Consider the following 23,451-nt stretch of genomic DNA (forward strand, 5'->3'; position numbering starts at 1 on the left):
GCGGGCCTCGCCGCCGCCCCGGCGGAAGCGGGCGCCGGGATGGGTCGCCTTCAGGTGGGCGCCGCCCTCCGGAAACAGCTTTTCGCGGAGCGTGCCCTCGCGATACCGCGTCTTGAACGCGCCCCGGTCCTGCAACGCGGGCACGACGAGATCGACGAAGGCCTCGATCGTCTCGGGCGCGACGGCGCGGGTGAGGTTGAAGCCGTCGATATCGGCCTCGTCGGCCCAGGAGAGCAGCGCGTCGGCGACGTCCGAGGGCGATCCGACGATGAAGGGAGCCCGTGCCCCGCGCGGGCCGAACTCGGCGAAATCGGCACGGGTGAAGGGGCGTTCGCCGGGCAGCGTCAGGTTCTCGAGCAACGACTGCATGGCGTTGGTCTTGACGTAGGCGAGCCCCTCATGGGCATCGAGCCCGGACAGGTCGATCCCGGTCCAGCCGGAGACGAGGGCGAGCTGGCCTTCCACGTCGAGATACCGCGCGTACTCGTCGCGCAGATCGAACGCCTCGGCGCGGGTGGGGGCGACGATCACGGTGGCCCCGAGGAACATCCGGATGTCGTAGGGATCGCGGCCCGCTTCCTTCGCCGCCTGCCGCGTGGCGCGCACGGCCTTGCCCGCGATGGCCTTGGTCTGGCCGTTGAGGAAGATGCTCTCGGCATGGCGGGCGGCGAAGAGACGTCCGCGCGACGAGGCGCCGGCCTGGTAGAGCACGGGCGTCCGTTGCGGCGACGGCTCGCTGAGATGCTGCCCGTCGACCCGGTAGCTCGGCCCGTCATGGGTGACGCGGTGGACCCGGCCCGGCTGCGTGAACAGGCCGCCCGCCCGGTCGCGCAGGGCCGCGCCGTCCTCCCAGCTTCCCTCCCAGAGCTTGTAGGCCGCCTCCAGGAAATCCTCGCCGGCATCGTAGCGCGCATCGTGTTCGCGGGCCTGGGGCAGGCCCATGCCGCGCGCGCCGCTCTCGAGATAGCCGGTGACCACGTTCCAGCCGATCCGCCCCTTGGTGAGGTGGTCGAGGGTCGAGAGCCGGCGGGTGAAGGTGTAGGGGTGTTCGTAAGTGAGGTTCGCCGTCACCCCGAAGCCGAGATGCGTCGTGGCATGGGCCATGGCCGGCACCAGCAGGAAGGGATCGAGGTTGGGCGCCTGCGCCGCCCGGGCGACGGCGGTGGCGGGCGAAGCACCGTAGACGTCGTAGACCCCGACCACGTCGGCGAGGAAGATCCCGTCGAACAGGCCGCGCTCGGCGGTGCGGGCCAGCGACACCCAGTACTCGAGGGTATTGTAGCGCGCCGCCGCGTCGCGCGGGTGCCGCCACAGCCCGGCCCAGGTATGGCCCGGCGCTCCCATCTCGAAGGCGTTCAGCCTCAATTCGCGGCGTGCGCTCATGGCAGATCCAGGCAATCCGGGGCGACGGTATCGTGCGATGGAGAAAGAGGCCTCGTTCACGCGATGCGGGAGGCCTTCCTGCGCATAAGCCTAGCCGGTGATCCTATCCGGTCAACGAGAATGATCTTTCAACGATCATCCCTTTCAAGCATACATCGTCTATTTTACGATTGATTAGAGCATAACATCGCTAAATCGCATATCCGACCCTAATTTATACTTGTCTGCCCTGACCGGATTGTCGATCAGGACGACCACGGGGCCGGGGGCCATCGAGCGCGAGCCCCTTCGGCGTGACGGCATCACAGGCACGGAATCGACGGAATGTCTCAGACGGAAGCGGGATGGGGCGCGGGACCGAGCGCGGACTACGAGGCGCTCGCGGCCGGTTTCCGGCCGGTCTTCGCGCGCATCCGCGCCACCGCCATCGCCCGCGATCTCGCGCACACGCTCCCCCATGACGAGATCGACTGGCTGAGAGAGGCGGGCTTCACCACCCTGCGCCTCGCCCGCGAAGAGGGGGGCCACGGCGCGAGCCTGCCCGAATTGTTCAACCTGCTCATCGAGTTGTCCCAGGCCGACCCCAACGTCACCAACGCCCTGCGCGCGCATTTCGGGTTCACGGAGGACATGCTGTGCTCGTCCTCACCGGAATGGCGGGCGCGCTGGACCGCCCGAATCGGCGATCGCCAGACCGTCGGCAGCGGCGTGTCCGAGACCGGCGAGGCCAAGGTCGGGCAGTTCGATACGGTCCTGCGGCCCCACGGCGGGCAATGGCTGCTCAACGGCCGGAAATTCTACACCACCGGCTCGCTCTTCGCCGACTGGATCCACGTCTCGGCCCAGGACGAGGCGGGCGCGTCCCTGGTGGCGGCCGTGCCGGTGCGGGCGCCGGGTGTCGAAATCGTCGACGATTGGGACGGTTTCGGCCAGTCGCTCACCGCCAGCGGCACGGCGATCTTCACGGACGTCCTCATCGGGCCGGAGCTGATCAAGCCCGATCCGGAGCGTTTCCCCTACGCGATGGCGTTCTTCCAACTCGTCCATCTGGCGACTTTGGCCGGCATCGGCCGTTCGGCCGCCATCGACGTGTCGCGGCTCGTGGCCGAGCGCAAGCGGGTCTACAGCCACGGCAACGGCAGCCGGGCCGGCGACGATCCCCAGATCCAACAAGTGGTCGGCCGCGTGCGCGGCGCGGCCTATGCGGCGGGCGCCATCGTCCTCAAGGCGGCGGAGGCCCTGCAGCGGACCTACGACGTTCACCGCAACGGAGAAGCGGCGGACCATGCGGCGGGCATCGCCGACATCGAGGTGAACCAGGCGGTGAGCGTGGTCACCAACCTCGTCCTCGACGCCACCACGACCCTGTTCGATGCGCTCGGCGCCTCGGCGGTGAAGAGCGGTCTCGGCCTCGACCGGCACTGGCGCAACGCCCGCACCATCGCCTCGCACAATCCCCGGATCTACCGCGACCGGGCGGTGGGCGATTTCGCCGTGAACGGTACCGCCGCGCCGCGCCAATACCGGGTCGGCTCGGCCTGAAGCGCCGCCTGCCAAGCAAGTCCAACGGAACGCGAGATCGAGGACAGACCCATGTCACGTCGCCGGGACACGATGCGCCTCGGTGCCTTCCTCTATCCGGGCGGGCACCACGTCGCGGCATGGCGGCATCCCTCGTCGCAGGCGGATGCGGGGATCGATCCCGCCCATTACCGGCGCCTCGCCAAAGTGGCAGAGGCGGCGAAGTTCGACCTGATCTTCCTCGCCGACGGAGTCAGCATCCGCGGCGACGACATCGACGCCCTGAGCCGCACGGCGATCCGTTACGTCGGACAGTTCGAGCCGCTGACCCTGCTCTCCCACCTCTCGGCGGTGACGGAGCGCATCGGCCTCGTGGCCACCGCCTCCACGACCTACAACGAGCCGTTCCACGTGGCGCGCAAGTTCGCCTCCCTCGACCATCTCAGCGGAGGCCGGGCGGGCTGGAACCTCGTCACCTCGGCGGACCCGCGCGAGGCCTACAATTTCAGCCGCGACAGCCATCTCGCCCATGCGCGCCGCTACGCCCGCGCCGAGGAATTCGTGGACGTGGTCGCCGGGCTCTGGGACACGTTCGAGGACGACGCCTTCGTCCGCGACCGCGAGGAAGGGCGCTTCTTCGACCCGGCCAAGCTGCACGTGCTCGGGCATGAGGGTGAGCATTTCTCCGTGCGCGGGCCGCTCAACGTGCCCCGTCCGCCCCAGGGCCATCCGGTCGTCGTGCAGGCGGGCTCCTCGGAGGCCGGCAAGGCCTTGGCGGCCCGAACCGCCGAGGTGATCTTCACCGCCCAGGCGACCCTGGAGGATGCGACCGCCTTCTACGCCGACGTGAAGGGCCGGCTCGGCCGGCACGGTCGCGAGCCCGACGCGCTCAAGATCCTTCCGGGCGCCTTCCCGGTGGTCGGCCGCACGCAGGCCGAGGCCGAGGACAAGTACGGCGCGTTGCAGGAGCTGATCCACCCCGTCGTCGGCCGCTCGCTCCTGGAACAGCTCGCGGGACTCGACCTCTCCGGCCATCCCGACGACGCGCCCGTTCCGGAGGCCAGCGGGACGGAGGGCGGCAAGAGCCGGCAGGACCTCCTCGTCACCATCGCCCGGCGCGAGGGCCTGACCATCCGCGAGCTCTACCTGCGCATCGCCGGAGCGCGCGGCCACTGGACCCTGATCGGAACACCCGCCCGGATCGCCGATGCGCTTCAGGAGCGGTTCGAAGCTTATGGCGCCGACGGGTTCAACATCATGCCCCCGACGCTCCCCGGCGGGCTCGACGATTTCGCCACCCTGGTGATCCCCGAATTGCAGCGGCGAGGCCTGTTCCGCACGGAATACGAGGGCACCACCCTGCGCGAGAATCTCGGCCTCCAGCGCCCCCGTCACCGCCGCCACGCAGCCTCGCGGGCGCCGTAGCCCCATCTCCGCCGGCGCCGCCCGGTGAAGACCCGAGCGGCGATCTCACCCCGCCGGGCGCCGCGTGCTGGCCTCCCGCAGGCGTTCGAGGAACCGGGCGGCGAGGCGACCGCGCTCGACCGCATCGTCGCAGCCGGCGCGCAGCAGCACGCGGCGGTCGCGGCGCTCGATATGCGCGTTGACCGGCAGCAGGATCGGAGGGGCATTGGCACGGAAATCCGCCGCCAGCCCCTGCGGGCCGCCGCTCAACCGCGCGATCCCGAGTTCGAGGCAGCCGACCCGGAGGCGGGCCAGGGTGACGAGGGCCTCGAACGCCTCCGGCGGCGGACCGAACCGGTCGGCCACCTCGTGGCGGAGGGCCTCGACCTCGTCCGGGGTCGTGAGGCGCAGGAGGCGGGTGTAGAGGCTCAGGCGCACGTCCGGCTCCGGTACGTAATCGGCCGGCACGCCGCCGGAGAGACCGATCCGGATCTCGGGCATCCAATCCTCGGCGGCTTCCCCCTTCGCGGCCCGCAGGGCGAGGTGCAGGAGGTGCTGATAGAGGCCGAGCCCGATCAGCTTGACGTGGCCCGCCTGGTTCTCGCCCACGAGGTCGCCCGCTCCGCGCAGGTCGAGGTCGCGGGCGCTGATGGCGAAGCCCGCACCGAGCCGGTCCAGGGCCTCCAGGGTGCGCAGGCGCTTCTCCGTGGCCGGGCTCAGCGGCTTCTCCGGCTGGTGGAGCAGGTGGACGACGCCCCGGCGCTGGCCGCGACCGACCCGGCCCCGCAGCTGGTGCAGCTGCGACAGGCCGAAACGCTCCGCGTCCCAGACCAGCATCGTGTTGGCGCGGGGCACGTCGAGGCCGCTCTCGATGATGCTGGTGGCCAGCAGCACGTCGCCCTCGCCATCGGCGAAGCGCACCATCACGTCGTCCATATCCGCCGCCTTGAGCTCGCCATGGGCGATCATCGTGCGCAGGTCGGGGACGAGCTTGGCGAGACGCTTCGCCATGGGGCCGATATCCTCGATCCGCGGGCACACGACGAAGCTCTGTCCGCCCCGGCGATGCTCGCGCAGGAGCGCGTCCCGCAGGCCATCGGCGTCGAACGGCGCGATCACCGTGCGGATGGGCTGGCGCACCGCCGGCGGCGTGGCGATGACGCTCAGGGATTGCAGTCCGACGAGGGCGGATTGCAGGGTGCGGGGGATCGGCGTCGCCGTGAGCGTGAGGACGTGGCCGTCTCCCGCCGTCTTGCGCAGGGCCTCCTTCATCTTGGCCCCGAAGCGCTGCTCCTCGTCGATCACCACGAGGCCGAGATCGGAGAAGGCGACGCCCTTGGCGGTGAGGCCATGGGTGCCGATGACGAGGCGGATGCTGCCGTCGGCGAGCCCCGCCTTCACGCGCTTCGCCTCGGCCGGCGAGACGAGGCGGGAGAGATGGGCGACCTCGATGCCGAACCGGGCTAAGCGCCGGGTGAAGGTCTGCACATGCTGCCGGGCCAGAACGGTGGTGGGCGCCACCACCGCCACCTGGCGACCGGCGAAGATCGCAGCGGCGGCGGCGCGCAGGGCCACTTCGGTCTTCCCGAAGCCGACATCGCCGCAGACGAGCCGGTCCATCGGCCGCCCCGAGGCGAGGTCGCCCAGGACCCCGTTCACCGCCCTCGCCTGATCGGCGGTGAGGTTGAACCCGAACCCGGCGGCAAAGCGCTCCATCTCCCGCAGCGGGGGCGACAGGACCGGCGCCTCGACCGCCCGACGCGCCTCGGCGGCGGCGAGCATCATGCGGGCGGCTTTTGCCATGCACGCTTCGGCTTCGAGGCGCCGACGGCCCCAGGATCCGCCCTCGAGCTTGTCGAGGGTCACCGCCTCGGCCTCCGAGCCGTAGCGCCAGATCCGGTCGGCCTGGGAGACCGGAACCATCAGGATCGCGTTCCCGGCAAAGCGCAGCCGGAGAGCGTCCTCACCGCCATCCTCTCCGGTGACGACGCGCTCCAGCCCCTCGAAGACGCAGAGACCGTTGTCGCGATCCACCGCCACGTCGCCGACGCGCAGCTCCACCTCGCCGATGGGAAGGCTCGCGACGGGCTCGCCCTCCGCGACGGCGGCCCGGCTCCCGAACAGGTCGGCGGCGGCGATGACACAGACACCCTGTCCCGGCACCCTGAACCCCGCCTCGATGGGCGCGGCCAGCGCCAGGATCGCACCGGACCTGGCGCGGGCCACATCCATCCAGCTCGCGACGCGCCGGGCCTTACGCCCCATCACCCGCTCGGCGACGCGGATCAGGCGACCGAGGGGCTCCTCTGGGCCTGTCAGCAGGATGCGGTCGCCCGCCTCCAGGTGCCGGCGCAGGGTCTCGGCCAGGGCCGCGTTGGGACGGGCCTTCCGCACGAAGGCGGGAATCGCCAGATCTTCGGATTCCTCCGCCGAGGCCGTAGCGACGCGGCGCGCCTCCTGAAGCGAGGCCCAGCTCCGGGGATCGAGGTAGAGCTCGTCCAAGTCGCCGTTACGACTGCCGCCGTTACGACTGCCGGTGTCCTGCCCCTCGGCGATCTGTTCGAAGAAGGCGGCGGCGCGCTCCTCGGCGCCGGTCTCCACCACGAGGCGGGCATCGGGGACGTAGTCGAGCACCGTCGTCAGGGCGGGGTAGAAGCGGGAAAGCTGGTGCTCCTGGCCGGTGAAGGGCCGCAGCCCGGTCTCGGATCCCTCGGGCAGGAGGATTTCCGTGGCCGGGTCGACGACCAGGCGCTCGGCCTCCGCCAGGGAGCGCTGGGACACCGGATCGTAGGACCGGATGGCGGTGACACGGCCGCCCTCGTGCTCGATCCGGCAGGGGCGCGGTGCGGCGGCGGGGAACACGTCCACCGTTCGGCCCCAGATCGCGACTTCGCCGGGCTCGTCGACCCGGTCGTCGAGGATGTAGCCGAGGCGCTGCAACGTCGCGGTGATCGCGTGAGGATCGAAATCATCGCCGACCCGGATCTCGAGATGGGCGTCCGCCCAGGTCTCGGGCGGCGGAACACGCTGGATCAGGGCAGGGGCGGTCGTCAGGACGATGTCGGGGAGGGCGGCGGCGTCCGTGAGCCAGCGCAACACGCCCGTGCGCTGCCCCATGACGCCGCGCGACGGCGAGGTCCGGTCGAAGGGCAGGCAATCCCATTCCGGGTAGATCGCGACGCTGCGATCCGGGGCCAGGGCGCGCAGGATCGCCGCGATGGCCTCCTGCCGGTGCGTCTCGCGCACCATGTGGATCAGAGGCTTGTTCCGAGTCACGAGGTCGAGGAGCGCCACCGCCAGGGCGCCGGTGGGAACGAGGGGAGCGACGACCTCTTCGGAGGCGCTGTCGGGAGACGTCCTAGTCCGGCGTTTTGCCATCGGGGAGTGCGCTGCCCATCACTGGTGTCGGGAGTCGGCAAACGTGGGCCGACGCGACTCTGCTCCGTCGAATCCCGGCCTGTCCCCAGTTTGTCGCAGACCGTACCGAGCGCGGGACGATGGGGTGGACGAGGGCGTCCTCCATGGCCGGGCGGGGCAATCCTCCCCGTTCTCGACCTGTGGCTCACACAACCCTCCGCCCGCGTGAATCCCGGCCGGTTTCGAGCGCGAAACAGGGTGAATCCGGCGGATCGCCCGCTTTGGAGTAAAGCCCGCCGCATGGCGCATGAAGCCCCCCTCCGATGGCGGTCGTTTGCCCCCTCGGATGGCGGTCACTTCTGCCCGAGGATGCCGAGGATCTCGGTGCGCAGGCTCAGGAGCTTCGGGTCGTCGCGGCGGCGCGGATAGGGGGCATCCACCGCGATCTCGGTCCTGATCCGGGCCGGCCGGTCGCTCAGCACGATCACCCTTTGGGCGAGGATGAGGGCCTCCTCGACATCGTGGGTGACAAGGAGCGCCGTGAAGCGGCTCTCCTGCCAGAGCCGGACGAGTTCGCCCTGCATGGCAAGGCGGGTGAGGGCGTCGAGCTTGCCCAGGGGCTCGTCGAGGAGGAGCAGGCGCGGGTCGTTGACGAGAGCCCGGGCGAGCGCCGTGCGCTGGGCCATGCCGCCGGAGAGCTGGTGGGGATAGGCCTCGGCGAAGTCGGATAGCCCGACGAGGTCCAGCGCCTCGTCGATGCGGTGGCGATGCCGCCTGAGCAACCCGCGCGCCTCCAGGCCCAGGGACACGTTCCCCCGCACCGTGCGCCAGGGATAGAGCGTCGGGTCCTGGAACACGAGGAGCCGTTCCGGATCAGGCCCGGTGATCGTCTCCCCGTCGAGGGCGAGGGTACCGGATTCAGGAGGTTCGAGACCGGCGGCGAGGCGCAGCAGCGTCGACTTCCCGCAGCCCGAAGGGCCGAGCAGGGCGACGAAGGAGCCCGGCGCGATGGTGAGATCGATGTCATCGAGGACGGGCAGGCGCGTGCCGCCGATGTCGAAGGCGTGGGAGACGCGCCTGACGGTCAGGGCTCCGCCCCGGTCGATCGCGGAGGCACAGGTCGGCGCTTCGAGGGTGGCCGCTACCATTGGACGAGCCCCTTCTGCCAGGACAGGACGCGGTCGCGCAGGCGGAACAGCAGGGTGATCAAGGTCGAGCACATCAGCGCCATGGCGATGAGGGCGGCATACATGTTGGCATAGGCCGCCCACCCTTGTGCCCATTGCAGGTACCAGCCGAGGCCGGATTTCACGCCCAGCATCTCGGCGACGACGAGGACCGCGAAGGAGGCGCCGAGGCCCATGAACAGGCCGACGAAGACATGAGGCAGGGCCGCCGGGATCGCGACCTTGCGGATGAGGAAGCTCTGCGAGGCGCCGAGAGTGCGGGCGACGTCGTAGTAGGACTTGTTGGCGGCCGCGATTCCCGACCAGGTCAGCACCGTCACCGGAAAACCCGTCGCCAGAGCCACGAGGAAGGTGCTCGCCGACCAAGATGAAGGGAACACGAAGAAGGCCAGCGGCAGCCAGGCGGTGGCCGGCAGCGGCCCGACGAAGCGCAGGACCGGATGGACCCAGTACCCGGCCGCGCGCGACCAGCCCACCGCCACGCCGAGAACGAAGCCGACCGCGGCCCCGATCAGGTAACCGCCCGACAGCAGGATCAGCGAATTGACGATGCTGCCGCCCAGCTTCGGCCAATCCTCGGCGAAGACTTCGAGGATCGCCTGGGGCGGCGGGAAGAACGGCATCGGCAGCCATTCGAGCTTGGCCGTCGCCAGTTCCCAGGCAATGAAGCCGAAGGCGAGGGCGACGATCCAAGGCCCCCAATGGCGCAGGCGGGCTCCCACCCGGCCGAGGACCGGGAGGAGAAGGCTCGCCAGGAGGAGGACGGCCCCGATCAGTCCGGCGCCATGGCCGAACGTGGCGGAATAGGGAAAGTCGCCGTTCTCCGGCAGAACGAGGGTCAGGCCCGCCAGGGCCAGCCAGAGGGAACCGGCGACAAGGCCGACCCACCACAGGGCAGCGAGACGGATCCGCCATGCTGAGCCGTTCGAGGACGTGTCCTCCGCATCGGCCGCCCGGCGGAAGCCGCCGCCGAACGCCCCCGTCAATGAACTCGACATGGATGCCCCTCAGCTCAGAACGTCGGCATAGACCCGGTCGGCGAACTTCGCCGTGTCGGTGGAGCGGCGGATCACGTTCACGCGCTTCAACTCGTCGCCGTAGAGGGCGATTTCCTGCTTGAGGGTGACACCCACCGGCCGGTGATCGTGGGTATGGCTGCGCAGCATCGCCGCCAGATCCTCCACAGAGCCCTTGCCGCCGTAGTTCGAGAAGATGCCGGCGGCGTCCTGCGGATCGGTGGCGACGCGGTGACCGCCCTCCAGGATGGCGCGGGTGAGGGCGGTGGCCACCGCCCGGTCGTTGCGGATCAGACTGCCGCGCAGGGCCACGACGCAGCAGGAACGCGTGGCGAAGGTGCCCGTCAGATTGGTGGCCACTTCCGTGAAGCGCGGGTCCTTGAGCCAGATGAAGGTACGCGGGTCGGCATCGGCCAGGGCCTGGGCCTCGCCCTTCTCCACGGCGAGGTTGAGGAGATCGGCCGGGTATTGCCGCCACTCCACCTCCCGGTCGGGATCGATGCCGGCATCGGACAGCAGCAGGGCGAAGAAGTTCTTGGCCGGGCTGGCATGGTCGCTGATGGCGATGGACTTGCCCTTCAGGGAGGCGATGTCACTGATGCCGGCGGATTTCGCGCCGAGCAGCCTGAGGCAGCCGCCATGCAGGCCAGCGGTGATCTTGACGTCGAAGCCTTGTTCGAGGGGCTTCAGCCAGCGCAGGGCCATGCCGATCCCGGCATCGGCCTTGCCGGTGGCGATGGCCTCCAGCAGGGCTTCGGTGGACCCGCCGAAATTGATGAACTCCACGTCGAGCCCGTGGGCGGCGAAGATCCCCCGCTCCTTGGCGACCGGGGCGGCGGCCGTGCAGACGGCATTAGCGTTCCAGGCGAGCTTGATGGGCCGGAGCGGGCCGCTCCACGCCTCGGTGGCCGCCGCCGGCGCGCAGAGGGGACCGGGATCGAAGGGCGCGGCGGGGCCGGGAACCCAGGCACGCCCCGCCGTCGCGGTGAGGCCGAGGGGAAGGGCGGCCGCGACGGTCGCGCCCGCTCTCAGCAGGCGGCGACGGGACAGCAGGTCTTCGGTCATGGTCGTCTCCAGGGCCGCGAGCGGCCCGCCTTCATGGATCGATGGAATGTCGAGGAGGCTGGCGGCGGGTCAGGCCGGGGCGTAGCTGAGATAGGCGACCATCATCTCGGCCACCGCCCGGTGGGCGTAGTCGTTGACGCTCTCTCCGCCATCGACCGGAAAGGCCTCGACGACGCGGCGGCCGCCCAGCACTTCGGACAGCTCCTCGGGCATCAGCCCGTTCTCGATGGCAGCCGCCACCGCCGCCCTGCCATAGGCGCGGCGAAAGTGCCTGGGCGCGATGGCGCCGCCGAAAGCAAATGCGGGACCGGACCCAACCGCTTCAAATCGTGTGTCGTGATAACCCATGACCATCAACCTCATTCGCCAGAATCGTCCCATGATGAGCACCGCCGAGATCGGCGAGACACGCATTGCGGCAACGGTTGTGTTTGAGGTTGAGGCTCTTCATTTCGCCCTCGCATCGGCAACGGGCCGATAGACGTGTCGACAAGCCGGACTATAGGCGGGGGCGCGCGAAATGTGCTTCCAAATGTCCCGCAATCGGCAGGCCGGAGATCTCGCCCGACGGATGGTTCGGGAAAGTTCCTGATCCCGGCCTCGCCGCCGCGTCAGCGGGCAGCGCTCGGGGCGGGGTCGGGTACCGCCTCGTCGCGGGCGCCGACGAAGCGGCCGAACAGGCGCCCGATAAGCGCGCCGAGGCTGTCCATCAGCAGGAACACGGCCGGCACGAAGACCAGGGACAGCAGGGTCGAGACGATGAGACCGGAGATCACCGCCACCGCCATCGGCGCGCGGAACTCGCCACCGACACCGAGCGCCAAAGCCGAAGGCACCATACCGGCGGCCATGGCGATGGTGGTCATCACGATGGGGCGCGCACGCTTGCGCCCCGCATCGACGATGGCGGTGACACGATCGACGCCCCGCGCCATCTCCTCGACGGCGAAGTCCACGAGCATGATCGCGTTCTTCGTCACCAGCCCCATCAGCATCAAGATACCGATGACCACGGGCATCGAGATCGGCATGTTGAGGATGAGGAGGCCGAGGATCGCGCCCCCGATGGAGAGGGGCAAGGAGAACAGGATGGTGAGCGGTTGCAGGAAGTTGCCGAACAGCAGCACCAGCACGGCGTAGACCATCATGATCCCGGCTCCCATGGCGAGGAGGAAGCCCGAGAAGACCTCGCCCATGATCTCGGCATCGCCGGTCTGGCGGATGGTGACGCCCGGCGGCAGCGACTTCGCGGTCGGCGTCTCCAGGGCCTGGGCGATGAGGGAGCCCAGGGCGTCCGACCCCTCCATGTTGGCCTCCACCGCCACGCGGATCACGCGGTCGTAGCGTTCGATGGCGCCGGGGCCCTGGTCGAGTTCGATGTCGGCCACGGCGGAGAGGGGCACCGCGGTGCCGTTCTTGGCCGGAACCTTGAGATTTTCAAGGCGCGAGACCGCGCCCCGCGCGCTCTCGGGCAATTGAACCCGAATCGGAATTTGGCGGTCGGCGGCGTTGAACTTGGCGAGATTTAAACCGATGTCGCCGATGGTGCCGACCCGCACCGTCTCGGCGATGGTGTCGGTGGAGACGCCGAGATCGGCGGCCGAGCCCTCCTTGGGGCGGATCCGAACCTCCGTACGGTTGAGGGGAGCGGTGGACATCACCGAGACGAGGTGGGGTATCGCCGCCATGTCGCGCTGGAGCCGGGCGGCCACCTCGGCCACCACCTCGGCATCGGGGCCGCCGACCACCAAGGCGAGGTCGCGCTGGCCGGAATCGCGCAGGAACCAGGAGCGGATATCGGGCTCCTCGGCGATAAGGGCGGAAATGTCGGTCTCCACGGCCCCCTGCTTCTTCGCGCGGCCGTTCTTCGGGGTGAGGTTGACGATGAGGGTGGCGAGCCGCGTTTCCTTCTTGCCGCCGACCTGGCGTCCGCCATCGACGAAGACCGAGGTGACTTCCGGCAGGGAGCGGATGCGGGCGACGAGGCGGTCGGACACGGCGATCGTGTCAGGCAGCCGGGCGCCGGGGGCGAGTTCCACCATGAAGAGGGTTCGGGCGTTGTCCTGCTTCGGCACGAAGCCCGAGGGCAGCAACCCGGCGGAGGCCAGCGACGCGGCAAAGAGCGCGAGGCCGACGATCAGCGTGATCACCCGGTGGCGCACGGACCAGCCCACCAGCCGGCCATAGGCGCGCATCACCCATCCCTCACGCTCATCGTGGTGGCCGTGGTCGCGCAGGAAGTAGGCTGCGAGCATCGGCGTGATCAGCCGCGCCACCAGCAGCGACATGAACACCGAGACGGCAATAGTAAGCCCGAACTGCATGAAGTAGCGGCCGGCGATGCCGCCCATGAACGAGACCGGGGCGAACACCGCGATGAGCGTCGCGGTGATGGCGATGACGGCGAGCCCGATCTCGTCGGCGCCTTCGAGGGCGGCGCGATAGGCGGATTTCCCTATCCGCATGTGCCGAACGATGTTCTCGATCTCGACGATGGCGTCGTCCACCAGAATGCCGGTGACGAGGGTAATGGCCAGCAGGCTGATGCCGTTGAGGGTGAAACCCATCGCGTCCATGGCCCAGAAGGTCGGGAAGACCGAGAGCGGCAGAGCGACGGCGGCGATGAGGGTGGCGCGCCAGTCGCGCAGGAACAGGAACACCACGATGACGGCGAGCACGGCGCCCTCGATCAGCGTGTGCATGGCCGAATCGTAGCTGCCGATGGTGGCCGAGACCGAGGAATCGATCGTCTCGAATTCGAAGTCCGGATAGGTCCGGCGGAACTCCGCGATCCGCTTCTCGACGCCCGCCGCCACTTCGGCGTCGCTGGCGCCCGAGCCGCGCGACACCGCGAAGGCCACCACCGGCTCGCCGTTGAAGCGGGCGAAGGTGCGCGGCTCCTCGATGGCGTCCTGCACCAGGGCGAGATCGTCGAGACGCACCTTGCGGCCGCCGGCGAGGACGATGGAGGTCGCCTTGAGATCGCGCACGGTGCGGGAGGCGGCCAGCGTCCGGATCGACTGCTCGCGCCCGCCGACCTCGCCGCGCCCGCCCGCCATGTCAGCAGAGGTGAGGCGCAGCTGGCGGTTGACCTCCGCAGCGGTGATGCCCAGCGCCAGGAGACGGTCGGGCTGGAGCACAACTCGCATTTCGCGGGCGACGCCGCCCACGCGCTCGACGCCGCCGACGCCCTTCACCCCCTGGAGCGTGCGGGCGATCTTGTCCTCCACCAGCCAGGACAGCTCGGCGGGGGTCATGGCCGGCGCCTTCACCCCGTAGATCAGGATCGGCAGGCCCGCGATCTCCACGCGGCTGATTACCGGCTCGTCGATGGTACGGGGCAGGTTGATGCGGATCTTGGAGACCGCGTCCTTCACGTCGTTAACGGCGCGGTCGGTGTTCACCTCGAGGCGGAACTCGACCGTGGTCACGGACGAGCCCTCGGTGATAGCCGAGGTGATGTGCTTCACCCCACGCACGCCGGCTATCGAATCCTCGACCCACTTCGTGACCTGGGTCTGCAACTCGGAGGGCGCCGCCCCCGACTGCGTGATCGCCACGGAAACGATGGGAACATCGATGTTGGGCATCCGCGTGACCGGCAGCCCCCGGAAGCTGACAAGGCCGAGCACGATCAGGACGAGGAACAGGACCAGCGGGCCGATCGGCTTGCGGATCGCCCAGGCGGAGATGTTGAGGCGCATCGCAGCAAACCGTTCTGATGGTGCGGGAGGGAGGGAAGGCAGGCGCAAGCCCTAGGGCTGGCCCGCCTCCGCGGTCTCCTTGCGCGACGGGGCGGCCACCATGGCCGGTGCCGATAGCGCGACGGGGACGGCGCGGACCCGGTCGCCGTCGCGCAGGAAGCTGCCGGCGCGCGCGACCACGGCCTCGCCTTCGGCAAGACCGGCCCGGATCTCTATGTCGTCGTCGTCGGAGAGGCCAGCGCGGACCTCGCGTGCCTCAACGACCCCGTCCGTCACCACAAGGACGCTGCTACGCTTCGGCCCGCCATAGAGGACGGAGGCCTGGGGCACGGTTACGCCGCGGGTCCGGGCGATCTCGATGGCGCCACGGGCGAAGGTGCCGATGCGCAAGCGGGGATCGGGATCGAGCCGGACGCGGACCTTGCCGAGGCGGCTCGCCCTGTCGACTTCCGGATAGACCGCGCGCACGCTGCCCCGCACCCGCTCACCATTGGGGAGCTCCATTGAGGCGGGCGTGCCCTCACGCAGCAGCGGCAGCTTGGTCTCGATGACCTCGCCTTCGAGTTCGATCTCGCCGCGCGCGATCAACCGGAACAGGGGCTCGGTGGAGGACGAGGCGGCCATGCCCACGCGGGCGACGCGGCGGCTGACGATCCCGGCCTCGGGTGCACGGATCTCGGTGCGGGCGAGACGAAGATCGAGTTCGTCGCGCAAGGCCCTCGCCTGGGCGAGCTCTGCCCTGGCGATGACGAGGCCGTTGCGGGCGAAGACGAGCTTGCCTTCGGCCTGCCGCAGGGTGGAGATGCGCCCCTCCATGATCACTGCCGTGCCGTTGCCGCTCTGCATGAGTTGCTTCGCCCGGTCGTGGGAGAGGCGCGCCTCCATCTCGGCGGCTTGCGCCTGCTCGATGCTGCTCTGAGCCTGCGGCACGACGGCGGCGGCCTTGTCGACGAGGGCGTTCTGCTGAGCGATCTGGCGGTCGATGAGGTCGCGCGAGAGCCGGGCGAGGACCTGACCGCTCTCCACGCGCATACCCTCTTCGACGAGGACTTCGGTCACCCGATAGCCCTCGATCTCGGGGGTCACTAGGATCTCGTCGCGGGGGACGAGGGTTCCGGTAACGACGACCTGCTCGACGATCTCGCGGCGCCGGGCCTCGACGGTGCTCACTGCCGGCGCCAGTCTGACCGGGGTGGGCGTCACTTCGGCGATGACCGACCCCGAGGGCAGGCCGAGGCCGAAAACGAGGATCGCGGGCCGGACGACCTTGAGGACGGCACTCATCGGCTGCTCTCCAAGACGGTTCGTGATGGATGACCGGAGGAGGCTTGCAGGGCGCCGGATTCTGATACGAATGACGCCGTCGGTAGCCGTCCGGCCAGACCCGCTTCGATCAGAGCACACAGGTGCGCCACTGCCGGGGCCGGATCGAAGGCTGGACGGAGGGCCAGGTTGACTAGGATGCCCTTCATCAGCGGATTCAACGTCTCGTCGTAGAGGGCGGCGGCATCGCAGGCCGGCGAGGTGGCCAGGGACGCGAGGGTCTCGACGAACCAGAGGCGGGCCTCGGTCTCGCCCCGATCGATCATGGCGGCGATGTCGGGATTGCGGGTAGCTTCGGACCAGAGATCGACGCGCAGGACCGCACTCTCGCGGGTCGCCTGGGCGAAGTAGCGTTCGAGGATCCTCATCAGGGCGCCGCGGCGATCGCCGGCCCGCTCCATTTCCTCGACGAGGGTCATGCCATGCCCGCGCTCACGCTCGGCGAGCCCGAGGACCACGGCCTCCTTCGACTTGAAGTAGTGGTAGATGTTGCCGGCCGTCATGCCGGCCTGGCGCGCAAGATCCTGCATCGTCGTCCGATGGAAACCGTTCCGCACGAAGCAGGTCTCGGCGGCATCGAGGATGTCCTGGCGCTTGGCCGAGGGGCCGGACTTCACTTCCATGGCGGCACCGGCGCTCACGATGCCGACCTCCCGTCCGCGCCGAGACTAGAACCTTCCGGTTGGGTCATTCCGCAGGACCGTGCCTGCCAGGACCAGGATTGCTCGGCGTGATCGGCGCAGACGCGCGCCTGCCAGCCGTCGGAGCCCGCACCGGTCCAGCCAAGGAAAGCGAGCCAACCAACCAGGATCAGAAGCCCCGGCAGAAGGGTTGACGGCCCACAGGCGGAACGGATCGAAGCCAGGACGCGCCCGGCATCCCACCCGCGCGGCGCATCGACATCGTCATAACAACTGAACTCGCCCATGACGCCCCCCCGTTCCCTCAATGCCTATTGAACGTTCATTCATGAGTCAATGAACGATCATTCAATGGCGTCGGGGCGTGTGCGATGGTCCACCTCGACAGGGCGAGCGGCGCGCCTATTTTACCTGTCATGCGCCTCATCATCCTGACCGCCGCCGTGCTCTCGCTCTCAATCCTGTCGGCACGCGCCGATTCCTGCGGTGATCTCATCGACAGCGTGGTCGCCGAAACGAAAGCCACCCTCGTCAACCGCACTATCGATTTCGCCGAGATGTCGTCGACAGACGGGATGACGCTGACACTCGCCTGCGGTGACCCGTCAGCGGTCGGCGTACAGTTCAAGGGCGAGACGCCAGGGGATGCCTATTATGGCCTGTTCGGCCGGGCCGGGCGGATCGCCACCGGCATCGGGGCCGACCTGATCGAGGCGGCCGCGCGCCGCGCCCGCGAGCAGGCGGTCGTCACCCGACATAGTCACGCAGATGCGGCGACAGCCCTCGTCACGTGCTCGGTGACGAACGGAAGCCGCGGACCGATGACCGGATGCGCTGTGGTGGACAAGCGCGATCGCTGAAAATTTCCCCCGGCGGCCGGGTCGTGTCCCTAGACGTGGTGTAGCTTAGTGAGGGCCACCACGGTCACAGGCTTGGGCCAGGAGGATCAGACTGCCAGGGTCGGCAGGCTGAGGAGGGGATCATTACTGATCGAGGGATATTTTACCGGGACATGGAGCGTGACTGTGCTCGATGACCCAGTTTTCACATCCCAGCAGGACGCGGCAACGAGCCTGTCTCGACGGGCCGTGAGAGGGTCCGTTTCGCGGAGAGATCAGGCCGAGGCGCCGGCGGAAGAATCGAACAGGAAATCATCGGCGGCCGGGACCGTGACGGACAGGCCCGAACCGTAGGCGGCCTTCGACAGGCGCCATGGACGATCGACCTGCGCGCGGATGGCCTCAGACGGACGCAGGCGCCGTAATGCGCTATCCTCTCCCAATTCCTCCACGGTGAGAAAACCATAGACCTGCAGACGGGCAGCGATCAGCTTGGTCTCGCGGTCTCCGGCCGCGACCGCGAGCGTCCCGCTAGCATAGACCGCATCCATAAGTGCGCGCTGGTCCACACGCCTCGCGGCGAGGGAGGGCGAGACGACAGGAGCCTGGGGCTGGGGCCTACCAGGACGCCGGAAAGGGACCACGTTGTCGATCGCCGTGTGAACGCTACGCATACACCGTTACCCTTGAAACCACACGTGGGGACCAGCGAACGCCGCTGCGGCCCCGACGATCGCTAGGTTTCGACGAGTCGGATTAATGGGCGGTTTACGGTAAACGCCGGGCTTGTCTCGAAGGAGCACCGACGGCCTGCGGAGCAGGGAGACGGATCGCATGCCGCGCGCCTGTCGCCGCCCTGTGACGATGCCCTACCGCAGGGATTGCCGCCAGCTCAGCGGAATCGAGGGCGCCGCCGAATTGATACTTTCCTTGTAGATCGGCACGATGAGCCGCAGCCAGCCGCGTGTCTCGCGGCCACCATAATTGCGCTCGGCCACGCCTCGGGTGACGTAGGCCTGGACGTTCACCGGCCCGAAATTGTAGCCGACAAGCCCGCCCACCGCGATCTGGCCCTGGCGGCGATAGCCGGGGAAACGCGTGGGCAGATCGGTGGAGGCGAAGGCCACAGGGCCCACCTCCCACTTTCCGAACTTCTTCGTCGCAGTGAGATCGAGGTTGAGATAGTCGGGCTAGACTACGCCCTGCGCGGTCACCGGATCGACGAAGACCCCGTAGAGCAGATTGGCGGTGAGGTTGAAACCGTTGCCACTATACGGCGCAGCAAAACGGTGGCTCAGCGACGCGTTCTGAGTCAGGAAACTCGTCTCAATCGGTAGGTATCCGCCGAAGAGATAGCTCACCCCGATATCGTTGCCGAGATTCCAGGCGAGCTGGGCGGCGAGCAGAGACTGGCCGATACCACTCTGGTAGGGCGTGCCGCGCGGGCTCGATGCCACAACTGTCTGGATCGCCACGAGGTTGAGCCGCGCGCCCAGCAAGCTCCACGGCGTCGCCCAGAGGAAGGTAGGCAAGTTGATGTTCGATTCGGAATCGAACTGTCGGGTGTCGCGGATGCCGAAGCTTGACGTGTTGACGAAATAGAGGCCGACGGGGAGCTGGGCGCCGACCGGAAGGCCGACCGTCTGCCCGGGTTGCGCCGCCGAACCGGCCTGGGCCGGCCCGGAGGCGAGGGTCGTCAGGCCAAGCCCAACGCACAGGGTGAGACCGAGCGTGGAGGCTGCGTAGAGAAAACCGTGAATCATCCAGTGCCTCTTCCGGGAGCGCAACAGGGAAAGCGCCGCATTCGAGCAAGCTCTCCCTCATCGACGCACCAGCACCGGATCCCATTCCCTCCGTCCCTCAATCGTAGCGGCGTTGTCGCCCAAAGGTCACATTTGTATAGCCCGCCGCTCGACGAGCAAGTCAACAGGGAATAAAGCAATCAATTTTTATATTATCTTACAATATAGATATTTGTATTGTTATCCACGGTGACTTAACCCGATACGCCGGCGAAAGTCATTAGCGGCAGGCTTGCAGTCTCCACCTGCGCCGAAGAAGGCAACGTCGGCCCGTATCGATCACGGCGTCGGCTCGGCACCCGCGGGACCCGGCAAGGCGACCCGTTTTTCGGGGTTCCTGATCTGGCTGTAGACGATGCTGGAGAAGCTTCCGATCACCGCGTGCCAGCCGGGCTTGCCGTAGGCCGGGTCGTTGCGGGCGGCCTGGCAGAACGCTGTGGTCAGTCCGTTGACGATGTCGTCATCTTTGGCGCCGCCGGCCGCGGCCTTCACCTTGGGCAGCAGAGCGTCGACGACCGGGATGAAGTTCTCCTGCGCCAACCCCTTCAGGCTCGTCGCGCCGGGGGTGTTGGCGATGGCTTTGGCCACGTTCGGTTGGGCGATGACGGCGCAGGGTGCCGTTCCCGCCAGCATGGTCTGCGTGGCGGCGCGGGCGGTGCCGACGATGCCGCGCTCGGCGATGACGGGGGCGCTGTTGCCCCAGGCGTTGCGGATGTAATCGGTCACGTCGGCGACCTCCTGATCGGTCATGCCCGCACCCACAGCCGGCATCGGCGCATAGCCGTTCTGGGCGGCGAGCCCGCCGAGAACGACGCGGATCACCGTCTCGGGGCCTTCCGCCTGGACGGACGTGTTGCCGGCGAGCGCCGGGATCGCCCCCTCGACCCCCTTGCCGTCCGGCTTGTGGCAGGAGGAGCAATAGCTGAGATAGGTCGCGGCACCCGGCGCATCGGCCTGGTTAAACGCCTGAAGATCCTTGACTTTATAGCTTTCTTTCGCTTTCTGCGTGCGCAGGTAGGCGACCATCGCCTTCAGATCGGCGTCGGTCAGCTTGGAGAGGGATTCCTCGATGGTCTGACGCATCGGCCCTGCCGCGACGCCCGGCTGGTTGCCCGGAGCGGCGCCGGTTTTGAGGTATTCGACCACTTGATCGTCGCTCCAGGAGCCGATGCCGGTGTGGTCGTCGGGGGTGATGTTGGGGGCGTACCAGCCGTCGATGACCCCGCCGCCGAGTTTTCCGGCCAGCCCGCTGTTTCCGACGATCTTGTTGGCGTTGTGGCACATGCCGCAATGGCCGAGCCCCTCCACGAGATAGCCGCCGCGATTGACCTCGGCGCTGGCGTTCGGATCCGGCTTGAATTCGCCGGCGGTGAAGAACGCGGTGCGCCAGGTGATGAGCGCCGTGCGAATATTGAACGGGAACGGGATCTCGGAAGGCTTGCGCGGCTCCTTCACCGGTTCGAGGGAGCGCAGGTAAGCAAAGATCGCGTCGGAATCCTCGCGCGTGACTTTGGTGTACCAGGCGAAGGGGAAGGCCGGATAGAGATAGCTGCCCTCGTTGTCGATGCCTTCGTGCAGGGCGCGGTAGAAGTCATCGGCGGTCCATTTGCCGAGCCCGGTCTCGTCGTCCGGTGTGAGGTTCGGCGTGCGGATCTTCCCGATCGGCGTGTTGAGAACGTAGTTCCCCGCGAACGGCTTGCCCCCCGGCGCCGAATGGCAGGCGACGCAATCGCCCGCCGTCGCCAAGTATTCACCCCGCTTGATCTGTTCCGCATCTTGGGCCGAGGCACAGGTCGCGGCGGCCATGAGGCCGGCCGAACCGAGCAGGAGGGCAGATATGCGACGCATGAAGCCGGTTCTCCACTCATGAAGCCGAAGGTTGGACAGCTGCAATTCAGGCACGCCTCGTGACCGTTCTGCCCGGTTGGCCAAGGTCGGGCATGACCGGATCGGATGCGGAACGCGACCCCCCGAACATGCGCAACGCGACCTCCCCTAGATGCGCCATCAGAGAGGCGATGAGGCAGAGCGCCACCACCGTCCAATCCGAGCCAATCAGCGCGGCGCGGATCGCCAGCATCAGGGCCGCGCCCGAGGCGAGGTTGCAGAAAAGGGGCGCAAGGAGCGGGCGATCCCCCCCGTAGAGGCGCCATGCCACGAGGGCGGCGGCCTCCAGGGCCACGAGACCGAGGATCACGTCGATGATCCGCCCGGAGGCGAACAATGCCGCCAGGGTCGCCGCATCCGGAATCATGCGCGGCTTCCGATACTGCGAGCGGGGCGGGCCTCACCGAACGGCCCGTTCAGCCGCACGATCGCCCGGTTGAGCAGTGTCGCGACGCTGACCCAGGCGAGGTAGGGCGCGAGCAGGAGGGCCGCGATCCCCGAGACCTGGGCCGTCACGGCGATCAGCGCCACGATGGAGAGCCACAGGGCGATCACCTCGAGATAGGCCCAGTCCGGCCGGCGCAGGCGGAAGAAGATGCCGCTCCAGGCGATGTTGAGGACGAGGTTGACGCCGTAGGCGGCGAGCAATGCGCCACGCGCCGAGGTTCCGGCCTCCGCGTGCCAGGCGATCATGGCGGAGATCGCCGTGAGGGTGAAGATCGTGGTCCAGACCGGGCCGAAGGCCCAGTCCGGCGGCTTCCAGGAGGGCCGCCGCAGGGATTGATACCAGGGGCCGGTGGTCGTCAGGAGCCCGCCGGCCAGGGCGGTGACGAGGGCGGCGGCCGCCGCGGTCACGACCGGGCCGGTCTCGAACCCGCCGATCATGGGGAGACCCAGCGGAACAGGTGCGCCAGATCCTTGAAGAAGATCCTCACATGGGCGGCGGGCTTTGCCCGCACCAGTTCCTTGTTCATGTAGGAATCCCAGGTGAGTTGCTGGACGTCCTTGTCCTTGCAGATCGAGACGAAGCGCTCGCGCAGGGAATCGTTGCGGTACCAGACCCACTGCATCATGCGCAGGATCAGGAAGACGCGCCCGTGCAGGCGCATGAAGCGACGCCGGGCCAGGGCCAGGGAGGCGGCCTTGCCGGTGGCGAGGAAGGTGTCGGCCGCCTCCGCCGCGAGACGGCCGCCGAGCATGGCGTAGTAGATGCCCTCGCCCGAGGCCGGGGCGACGATGCCGGCGGCGTCCCCGGTGAGCAGCACGTCGCGGCCATTGTCCCAGCGCTTGAGCGGTTTCAGCGGCAGCGGCGCGCCCTCGCGGCGCAGGGTTTCCCCGGCATCGAGGCCGGTGGAGGCGCGCAAGGCCCGGATCGCCCCGCGCAGGGAGAAGCCCTTGCGGGCGCTGCCGGTGCCGATGCTGATCGTGTCGCCATGGGGGAAGACCCAGGCGTAGAAATCCGGCGAGAGCTTGCCCTGGTAATAGACGTCGCAGCGCGTCCCCTCGACGTCGCCGCTCCCATCCGCCGGACGCCGGACGATCTCGTGATAGGCGAAGACCTGTTTCATGGCCGCGTGGCCGGGAATCTCGGCCCGCCCGACCACGGAACTCGCCCCGTCAGCGCCGATGACGAGGCGGGCGCGGACCCGGTGCTCGGCCTCGCCGGAGCGGTAATGCACGGTGGCCCCGCCGTCGTCGTCTCGGACGATGCGGGTGAAGCTGCCGGGGCGGTGGTCGGCCCCGGCCAGGGCCGCGCGGTCGCGCAGCCAGGGGTCGAAATGCTCGCGGTCGACCATGCCGACGAAACCGTCGCCGATGGGCATGTCGACACGCTTGTCCTTGGGCGAGACCATCCGCGCCGAGCGCACGCGTGCGACGAGCAGATGGTCGGGAATCGCGAAGTCGCGGATCAGGCGCGGGGGAATCGCGCCGCCGCAGGGCTTGATCCGGCCCGGCTTGTCGAGGAGCAGGACGCGGCGCCCCATCCGGGCGAGATCGGTGGCGGCGGTGGCCCCGGCCGGGCCGCCCCCCACCACCACGACGTCGAAGGTCTCCGGCTCCGGCATGGGACTCACCTCAGCGATAGCGGGGTTGAAGCACGGGCCGTCGTGGGCGGGCGGCACGGCGCAGCAGCGTCGCGCCCGCGTGCTCGATCCTAAGAGCCAGGAGCGCGCCCACCAGGAACAGGGCGGCCTCGGCCAGGAACACGGCGGCATAGGCATGGACCGGCTCGGGGCTGACGAGACGGGCGAGATCCACCGCCATGGTCCCGAGGAAGCCGCCGGCCCCGAAGGCGACGCCCTGGGCCGCGCCCCAGACCCC

Annotated in this window: 20 protein-coding genes and 1 pseudogene; 4 read left to right on the forward strand and 17 right to left on the reverse strand. The window is 68.7% G+C overall.

The window, feature by feature from the left end:
• The coding region (locus FV220_RS16320; protein ID WP_147832595.1) for an LLM class flavin-dependent oxidoreductase at positions 1-1,383 on the reverse strand (1,383 nt) is incomplete at its 3' end.
• A 324-nt stretch (positions 1,384-1,707) separates the two neighbouring features.
• Between FV220_RS16320 and FV220_RS16325 the strand changes: the two genes are divergently transcribed.
• The gene (locus tag FV220_RS16325; protein ID WP_147832596.1) at positions 1,708-2,925 is read left to right on the forward strand and encodes an acyl-CoA dehydrogenase family protein; all 1,218 of its coding nucleotides are present in this window, start codon (positions 1,708-1,710) and stop codon (positions 2,923-2,925) included.
• Positions 2,926-2,976: 51 nt separating this feature from the next.
• The gene (locus FV220_RS16330; protein ID WP_147832597.1) at positions 2,977-4,329 is read left to right on the forward strand and encodes an LLM class flavin-dependent oxidoreductase; all 1,353 of its coding nucleotides are present in this window, start codon (positions 2,977-2,979) and stop codon (positions 4,327-4,329) included.
• 45 nt (positions 4,330-4,374) lie between these two features.
• Here the strand turns inward: FV220_RS16330 and FV220_RS16335 are convergent, their stop codons facing one another.
• From FV220_RS16335 to FV220_RS16355, 5 genes are all read right to left on the reverse strand, one after another.
• On the reverse strand, positions 4,375-7,686 hold the full coding sequence (locus FV220_RS16335; protein WP_147832598.1) for a DEAD/DEAH box helicase: 3,312 nt from the start codon (positions 7,684-7,686) through the stop codon (positions 4,375-4,377).
• A gap of 332 nt (positions 7,687-8,018) precedes the next feature.
• Positions 8,019-8,813, reverse strand: a complete 795-nt coding sequence (locus tag FV220_RS16340) for an ABC transporter ATP-binding protein (RefSeq protein WP_147832599.1) — start codon at positions 8,811-8,813, stop codon at positions 8,019-8,021.
• Positions 8,807-9,850: an ABC transporter permease subunit gene (locus FV220_RS16345; protein WP_147832600.1), complete on the reverse strand. Its 1,044-nt coding sequence runs from the start codon at positions 9,848-9,850 to the stop codon at positions 8,807-8,809. Before FV220_RS16345 ends, FV220_RS16340 begins: the two co-directional genes overlap by 7 nt.
• 9 nt (positions 9,851-9,859) lie before the next feature.
• Positions 9,860-10,933: an ABC transporter substrate-binding protein gene (locus FV220_RS16350; RefSeq protein ID WP_147832601.1), complete on the reverse strand. Its 1,074-nt coding sequence runs from the start codon at positions 10,931-10,933 to the stop codon at positions 9,860-9,862.
• A gap of 69 nt (positions 10,934-11,002) precedes the next feature.
• A complete protein-coding gene (locus FV220_RS16355; protein WP_043764538.1) occupies positions 11,003-11,281 on the reverse strand; it encodes a hypothetical protein in 279 nt (92 codons plus the stop codon).
• Here FV220_RS16355 and FV220_RS26425 point away from each other — a divergent pair.
• Positions 11,280-11,414: a hypothetical protein gene (locus tag FV220_RS26425; RefSeq protein ID WP_274534506.1), complete on the forward strand. Its 135-nt coding sequence runs from the start codon at positions 11,280-11,282 to the stop codon at positions 11,412-11,414. The two genes, FV220_RS16355 and FV220_RS26425, sit on opposite strands and share 2 nt — an antisense overlap.
• A gap of 130 nt (positions 11,415-11,544) precedes the next feature.
• Here the strand turns inward: FV220_RS26425 and FV220_RS16360 are convergent, their stop codons facing one another.
• The 4 genes from FV220_RS16360 to FV220_RS16375 are packed head-to-tail and all read right to left on the reverse strand — an operon-like array spanning position 11,545 to position 16,888.
• A complete protein-coding gene (locus tag FV220_RS16360) occupies positions 11,545-14,637 on the reverse strand; it encodes an efflux RND transporter permease subunit (protein WP_147832603.1) in 3,093 nt (1,030 codons plus the stop codon).
• A 51-nt stretch (positions 14,638-14,688) separates the two neighbouring features.
• Positions 14,689-15,921, reverse strand: coding sequence for an efflux RND transporter periplasmic adaptor subunit (locus tag FV220_RS16365; protein WP_147832604.1), 1,233 nt, complete (start codon positions 15,919-15,921; stop codon positions 14,689-14,691).
• Positions 15,918-16,583 carry a TetR/AcrR family transcriptional regulator gene (locus tag FV220_RS16370; protein WP_147832611.1) on the reverse strand — a complete coding sequence of 222 codons (666 nt, stop codon included), beginning with the start codon at positions 16,581-16,583 and terminating at the stop codon, positions 15,918-15,920. Before FV220_RS16370 ends, FV220_RS16365 begins: the two co-directional genes overlap by 4 nt.
• 14 nt (positions 16,584-16,597) lie before the next feature.
• Entirely contained in the window at positions 16,598-16,888 is a 291-nt protein-coding gene (locus FV220_RS16375; RefSeq protein ID WP_082473288.1) for a hypothetical protein, read from the reverse strand.
• 129 nt (positions 16,889-17,017) lie between these two features.
• On the opposite strand from FV220_RS16375, the gene FV220_RS16380 reads away from it, so the two are divergent.
• Positions 17,018-17,461 (forward strand): hypothetical protein, encoded by a 444-nt coding sequence (locus FV220_RS16380; RefSeq protein ID WP_147832605.1) that lies wholly within the window; start codon positions 17,018-17,020, stop codon positions 17,459-17,461.
• Between the two features lie 254 nt (positions 17,462-17,715).
• Here the strand turns inward: FV220_RS16380 and FV220_RS16385 are convergent, their stop codons facing one another.
• The 7 genes and pseudogenes from FV220_RS16385 to FV220_RS16415 all read right to left on the reverse strand — a co-directional run.
• Positions 17,716-18,114, reverse strand: a complete 399-nt coding sequence (locus FV220_RS16385; protein WP_026175835.1) for a hypothetical protein — start codon at positions 18,112-18,114, stop codon at positions 17,716-17,718.
• Between the two features lie 195 nt (positions 18,115-18,309).
• Positions 18,310-19,203, reverse strand: a pseudogene (locus tag FV220_RS16390) (transporter).
• A 318-nt stretch (positions 19,204-19,521) separates the two neighbouring features.
• Positions 19,522-21,090, reverse strand: coding sequence for a c-type cytochrome (locus FV220_RS16395; RefSeq protein ID WP_147832606.1), 1,569 nt, complete (start codon positions 21,088-21,090; stop codon positions 19,522-19,524).
• A 46-nt stretch (positions 21,091-21,136) separates the two neighbouring features.
• The gene (locus FV220_RS16400) at positions 21,137-21,496 is read right to left on the reverse strand and encodes a hypothetical protein (protein WP_147832607.1); all 360 of its coding nucleotides are present in this window, start codon (positions 21,494-21,496) and stop codon (positions 21,137-21,139) included.
• Positions 21,493-22,014 carry a TspO/MBR family protein gene (locus tag FV220_RS16405; protein ID WP_147832608.1) on the reverse strand — a complete coding sequence of 174 codons (522 nt, stop codon included), beginning with the start codon at positions 22,012-22,014 and terminating at the stop codon, positions 21,493-21,495. The genes FV220_RS16400 and FV220_RS16405 overlap by 4 nt, the downstream gene beginning before the upstream one ends.
• Positions 22,011-23,195 carry a geranylgeranyl diphosphate reductase gene (locus FV220_RS16410; protein WP_147832609.1) on the reverse strand — a complete coding sequence of 395 codons (1,185 nt, stop codon included), beginning with the start codon at positions 23,193-23,195 and terminating at the stop codon, positions 22,011-22,013. The genes FV220_RS16405 and FV220_RS16410 overlap by 4 nt, the downstream gene beginning before the upstream one ends.
• A 10-nt stretch (positions 23,196-23,205) precedes the next feature.
• A partial coding sequence (locus FV220_RS16415) for a PucC family protein (RefSeq protein ID WP_147832610.1) occupies positions 23,206-23,451 on the reverse strand: 246 nt, incomplete at its 5' end.

This window comes from Methylobacterium sp. WL19, assembly GCF_008040005.1.
GTDB lineage: Bacteria > Pseudomonadota > Alphaproteobacteria > Rhizobiales > Beijerinckiaceae > Methylobacterium > Methylobacterium bullatum.

Coding starts and splice junctions, on each gene's coding strand:
- FV220_RS16335 (WP_147832598.1), bottom strand. CDS start 7,686: ATGGCAAAACGCCGGACTAGGACGTCTCCCGACAGCGCCTCCGAAGAG.
- FV220_RS16330 (WP_147832597.1), top strand. CDS start 2,977: ATGTCACGTCGCCGGGACACGATGCGCCTCGGTGCCTTCCTCTATCCG.
- FV220_RS16340 (WP_147832599.1), bottom strand. CDS start 8,813: ATGGTAGCGGCCACCCTCGAAGCGCCGACCTGTGCCTCCGCGATCGAC.
- FV220_RS16410 (WP_147832609.1), bottom strand. CDS start 23,195: ATGCCGGAGCCGGAGACCTTCGACGTCGTGGTGGTGGGGGGCGGCCCG.
- FV220_RS16395 (WP_147832606.1), bottom strand. CDS start 21,090: ATGCGTCGCATATCTGCCCTCCTGCTCGGTTCGGCCGGCCTCATGGCC.
- FV220_RS16370 (WP_147832611.1), bottom strand. CDS start 16,583: ATGGAAGTGAAGTCCGGCCCCTCGGCCAAGCGCCAGGACATCCTCGAT.
- FV220_RS16325 (WP_147832596.1), top strand. CDS start 1,708: ATGTCTCAGACGGAAGCGGGATGGGGCGCGGGACCGAGCGCGGACTAC.
- FV220_RS16375 (WP_082473288.1), bottom strand. CDS start 16,888: ATGGGCGAGTTCAGTTGTTATGACGATGTCGATGCGCCGCGCGGGTGG.
- FV220_RS16365 (WP_147832604.1), bottom strand. CDS start 15,921: ATGAGTGCCGTCCTCAAGGTCGTCCGGCCCGCGATCCTCGTTTTCGGC.
- FV220_RS16405 (WP_147832608.1), bottom strand. CDS start 22,014: ATGATCGGCGGGTTCGAGACCGGCCCGGTCGTGACCGCGGCGGCCGCC.
- FV220_RS16360 (WP_147832603.1), bottom strand. CDS start 14,637: ATGCGCCTCAACATCTCCGCCTGGGCGATCCGCAAGCCGATCGGCCCG.
- FV220_RS26425 (WP_274534506.1), top strand. CDS start 11,280: ATGACCATCAACCTCATTCGCCAGAATCGTCCCATGATGAGCACCGCC.
- FV220_RS16355 (WP_043764538.1), bottom strand. CDS start 11,281: ATGGGTTATCACGACACACGATTTGAAGCGGTTGGGTCCGGTCCCGCA.
- FV220_RS16350 (WP_147832601.1), bottom strand. CDS start 10,933: ATGACCGAAGACCTGCTGTCCCGTCGCCGCCTGCTGAGAGCGGGCGCG.
- FV220_RS16385 (WP_026175835.1), bottom strand. CDS start 18,114: ATGCGTAGCGTTCACACGGCGATCGACAACGTGGTCCCTTTCCGGCGT.
- FV220_RS16380 (WP_147832605.1), top strand. CDS start 17,018: ATGCGCCTCATCATCCTGACCGCCGCCGTGCTCTCGCTCTCAATCCTG.
- FV220_RS16400 (WP_147832607.1), bottom strand. CDS start 21,496: ATGATTCCGGATGCGGCGACCCTGGCGGCATTGTTCGCCTCCGGGCGG.
- FV220_RS16345 (WP_147832600.1), bottom strand. CDS start 9,850: ATGTCGAGTTCATTGACGGGGGCGTTCGGCGGCGGCTTCCGCCGGGCG.